The sequence below is a fragment of the Candidatus Rickettsia tasmaniensis genome (assembly GCF_036857515.1).
Classification (GTDB): domain Bacteria; phylum Pseudomonadota; class Alphaproteobacteria; order Rickettsiales; family Rickettsiaceae; genus Rickettsia; species Rickettsia rickettsii.
This window is the reverse complement of the sequence record NZ_JAQCNX010000048.1, coordinates 1-4307: the sequence shown is the minus strand read 5'-3', so window position 1 is coordinate 4307 and position 4307 is coordinate 1. Positions and strand designations below refer to the sequence as shown.

The following is a 4307-nucleotide window of genomic DNA, read 5'->3' as shown; positions in this document are numbered from 1 at the left end:
TTCTTTTTAGCTTATTTATTTGAGATATTAAATCATTAATCAGTTTAGTATAATATGCAACATCTTTATTTTTTGGAGTATTTTTATTATTATAATGATAACCAATAAATAATATATTAGAACTATAACTACTAAGTTGAAATTCCATTGAGCTGAGCAATTCTATGCTACTACTAATCATTATAAAGCATTTCGGTATAAAATGCATTTGAACAAGGAAATTGAGCATCATTTCCGCTTCCGATATATTATTACTCGTCAATATACCCTTATAAAATACCGGATAAGTATTAGCAAAACTGTCTAAATTATTAAAAATAATATAATTATTGTTTGGAAAACTATTTGAAAAATCAATATCGAAATTTTTCTTTAAATAATCGGCAAACCATATCTCAAATTTAGGAATATTATTAAAATTACCGGTAAACCCATCATTTACTGCTATTATGGGGATTTTACTATTACTCATTTCATTTACAAAATTTGGAAAATCAGATTCTTGTAATTCTTTCTTATAACTATCATTAGTTAAAATCAATTGATTTATATAAATAGCTTTTGAATTTTTATTAATATTACGTAAAAGAGGAGTTAGTGTAAGATAAATGTCTTTATCAAGCTGTTCAACGATAGGCACTAAAGACTTAAACAAAAATTCATCTAAAACTGTTACTACTAATAAATCCTGAGGTACATAATTTTTATTATAATTTTCTTTAAAATCTTGTTTTATTTTATTTAAACTATCCACTTCTATAATTTCTGCACGAGCTATAGAAGCAATAAATAATATTATAATAAATATATATTTTTTAAACATTTATGATTTCCATTTTTTTAAAGGCAGCATATCACCCTGTGATTTTCTATGTCATTCCTGCAAAAGCGGGAATCCAGAAAAAATAACCTTAATAATTGGTACATGTTTGACAAAATAAACATATAAAAGCTTGTTTTTTATATGTTTTCCTCGATTCCCGCTTTCGCAGGAATGACATATATTAGTGTTACCACATCATACTGCTAATATCAATCCATATTAAATTATAATATGGTAAATATGTTTGGAAGTTTTTTTAGTTCGCTTGGCGGTACTGTTGGAAATGCATTTGGCGGCGGCATATTTTCAAGCATGGGAAGATTTATCGGCAAAATGCTTGGTGAGTATTTAGATCAACTAAATCACGAACCGATAGAATATGACAATATTAAAAATTTCAAAGAAAGTTTTAAATATGTAACAGCTAATTACGGCGAACCTATACCGCTAATTTTCGGTACTGCAAGAGTTAACGGAAAAATAATTTGGGCAAATCAAAATAAGCAACTAAATTGTTATGTTCTATAACCAGTTCCGTAGCAAGAGCCGGTAGTAAATAAATCTCTTAGGGTACGAGTCTAGAGCTGATAAAATATAACTATTACCGAATAATAATTTGCTTGCAATTAGCTCACTAACAAAATCCGCTCCGGCTTTTTTAGGATTCGGTTTTTTTAGTAAATAATGCACCGGATGGTCTAATATTACTTCTCCGGTTTTACTTTTAAGCATTTTCCACGGAACATGTCCCGCCGATTGTGCAATTAAATTAATACATCTATATATTATAACATTTTCTTGATAAGCTTCTATGCCGACTCTGACTCTTTTTAAATTACCATATGCAATGTCGTTTAGTTCAATAAAATTTTGTGATTTGGTAGTACTATTCTTCCAAAACTTTTTCTAATAATTTTTTATTATATATCCTAATATATTTGTTGTTTTCAGGATTATATAATGATTTGGGAGGTAGACTAAGAGAGCTTAATAAGATGTTAATGTTCGTTAATGTAATTAAAATTATTTCTTTACAAATAGAAAGATATACTATTTATTATAAAACATATTACCATGAAATATAGCAACTTGATAGGATATAAAACATGTCTTTACCATCTGAATATTATTCACAATAACCCACAACAGCTTTGAATAAGCTAATAAAAAATTTTATAAAAACTAAAAAATATGACGAAATAAAATCAATTTTAGCATCTAAGAACAGCTATAATTTGTTAGGGTTACATTATGCCATTACGTCATTTGATCTAGAAGTATATAAACTTATTATTTCTTATGCTAACCCTAGCCACTTTACTTCTGCTGAATACGATAGATATATACATAACATCGATGATACATCTATGCTTGATGTAGCAGCATTTATAAATTTTGATACTATACAATATAGAGATACACAAAACAGCATGTTGCAAGAGTTGATTAAGTTTAAGAAGAAAGCGATTGAGGAGCAAAATAACAATGCAATTAGTGAACTTAAAATAGAAGGATTTGAATTAAAAAATTAGCTAGTTATTTAAGTTTTCAAGAGTTTAAAAGCTTTATTGAAGATAATAAAATTGAGATAAATATTGAAGAACTTAATATTGCAAAATTTAAAATAGAAAAATTATCACCGATTGCAGAAGTAATTTATAGCGAAAACTCTGATATTACTATTTTAATGACAAGGACTTACAATGTAAGCGATTTAAATGACAATATAATTCTTCATAACTATACAACGCTTTTGCAATGGGGACCTACAAATAAGTTATTAGCCTATATAGCGGCTAATATTAAAGTGCAAGATAGCCTAAAAATAATATTTGATAATAAATCATTTTCTCATTACGATTGAGACAATAACCTAATATGTATAGGCGCAGAAAAATTAAATTTAGAATCAATAATAGCACATGAATTTGGACATTATGCAATAGAGAAAATTTTTTACAATGCAAGTATCCCACTAAATAATAGTTTTCAAATTTTGAAAACAGATTTCGTAAAAAATGCACCATATCAAAATGATGATAAAATATTTTTGCCTAAAAATTTTGAAAGCTTAAAGCGCTTAATTAATAGTTCATATGAATATAGTAGAGCGGCAAAACCAATACTTGATTTAACGGCAAATTTAATATTAACACCAGAGGAAAGAAATGAAATTAGTAGTAAATATAACGATAGTAAAGAATTGATTAAATATTTAAAAAATGAGACTATATTACCCATATTTTACTTTAATAATTATAGACCGGAAAAAGCAGATACAAGAGAATTAGAGGAAGTTATAAAAACTAATTCTCATGCCCATATTATGACCAATTTAATTATTAATTTACTAAAATTACCTTGTGTAAAAGAACAGGATTATTATGAATTATTTGCAACTGATCAAAAAGTTCAATTGCAATGTATATTAACCAAGATTCTACCGCAAATAATAAAAGATAAAGATCTTACTAACGAGCAAGTTTACTACTTAGAAAGAATTGGAGATCTTATACACAGAGAATCAGATGATAGAGCTGCAGAGTTCATAGTTAGGTATCTAGAAATTAGTATAGATAATTTATTGCATCCCATCGAAGATTCACGTATTATTAATGCAGTTCAACCGCTGGCAGATTTTTGGGAGGAACACATAGTTCCTAAAATGGAATCTACGATTATAGGATATACAAAGGAATATAATTGTGACTCATTTGATAGAGCGTAATTAATTTAGCTATTGTTGCGTGGCGCTTTTTATGTCATACCTGCGAAAGCAGGAATCCAGTATTTTAAAGCTTTTACTTTAAAAGTGAAACAATATAATAAAAAAAATCTTTGCAATCAAGATTTTTTTAGCCTGGATCCCTGCTTTCGCAGGTATGACATCACTGGCTTTTCGAAAACTATCCGGCACTATAACAAAAAAAACCTAATCACTAAAATTATACCTAATATTTTTTCTAGCAGAACTTATATCTTTTAAACGTTCACAAACCTTTTCAAAGACTTGTTTAGGCAAGATATTTGAAGCATTAATTTGTAAAAATTTATCGTCTTTTAATTTAATCGAAAAAGAAGGCTCTTGAAATTCCGGCCCATCAATTTCTCTAGCAATTTTTATATAATAACCGATTATATGACTGTTGTAATAATCACTTCTACTAATCATTTTCTTAGCTATTTTATTAATCTGCATGTCAGTTTTAGCAGTATAAGTAACCGTAAGGGCAATACCTAGCATAAGACGCTGTCTATGACTAAAAGGAATGTCTGAAGATAATATAAATTCCGAAACAAAATTTGCTCTAAGCGTTTTATCAATATTTTTATTATATTGTGCTAGCATTATAGCGAGTTCAATAATAATAATAGTCGTGGCATCGGAATTAATTAAAAGATATTGTACTGCTTCAATATATTTTTCAATTTTACATATATTTCTATCAAATTTTACTAATCTCTTCACCCTCTCATAAATAAT

Annotated in this window: 4 protein-coding genes and 2 pseudogenes; 3 read left to right on the top strand and 3 right to left on the bottom strand. The window is 27.6% G+C overall.

Annotated features, from left to right (window positions below):
- The coding region (locus O6R16_RS07685; RefSeq protein WP_499680677.1) for a DUF2608 domain-containing protein at nt 1-823 on the bottom strand (823 nt) is incomplete at its 3' end.
- 240 nt (nt 824-1063) lie between these two features.
- Here O6R16_RS07685 and O6R16_RS07680 point away from each other — a divergent pair.
- On the top strand, nt 1064-1351 hold the full coding sequence (locus tag O6R16_RS07680; protein ID WP_499680676.1) for a host specificity protein: 288 nt from the start codon (nt 1064-1066) through the stop codon (nt 1349-1351).
- Here the strand turns inward: O6R16_RS07680 and O6R16_RS07675 are convergent.
- Nucleotides 1323-1687 (bottom strand): annotated as a pseudogene (locus tag O6R16_RS07675) (phage portal protein); the annotation flags it as partial. The gene O6R16_RS07680 and the pseudogene O6R16_RS07675 sit on opposite strands and share 29 nt — an antisense overlap.
- Before the next feature lie 287 nt (nt 1688-1974).
- Between O6R16_RS07675 and O6R16_RS07670 the strand changes: the two are divergent.
- Both O6R16_RS07670 and O6R16_RS07665 read left to right on the top strand, forming a co-directional pair.
- Nucleotides 1975-2355: a hypothetical protein gene (locus O6R16_RS07670; RefSeq protein WP_499680675.1), complete on the top strand. Its 381-nt coding sequence runs from the start codon at nt 1975-1977 to the stop codon at nt 2353-2355.
- Between the two features lie 464 nt (nt 2356-2819).
- A complete protein-coding gene (locus tag O6R16_RS07665) occupies nt 2820-3551 on the top strand; it encodes a hypothetical protein (RefSeq protein ID WP_499680674.1) in 732 nt (243 codons plus the stop codon).
- A 204-nt stretch (nt 3552-3755) separates the two neighbouring features.
- Here the strand turns inward: O6R16_RS07665 and O6R16_RS07660 are convergent.
- A pseudogene (locus O6R16_RS07660) lies at nt 3756-4307 on the bottom strand (Ppx/GppA phosphatase family protein); the annotation flags it as partial.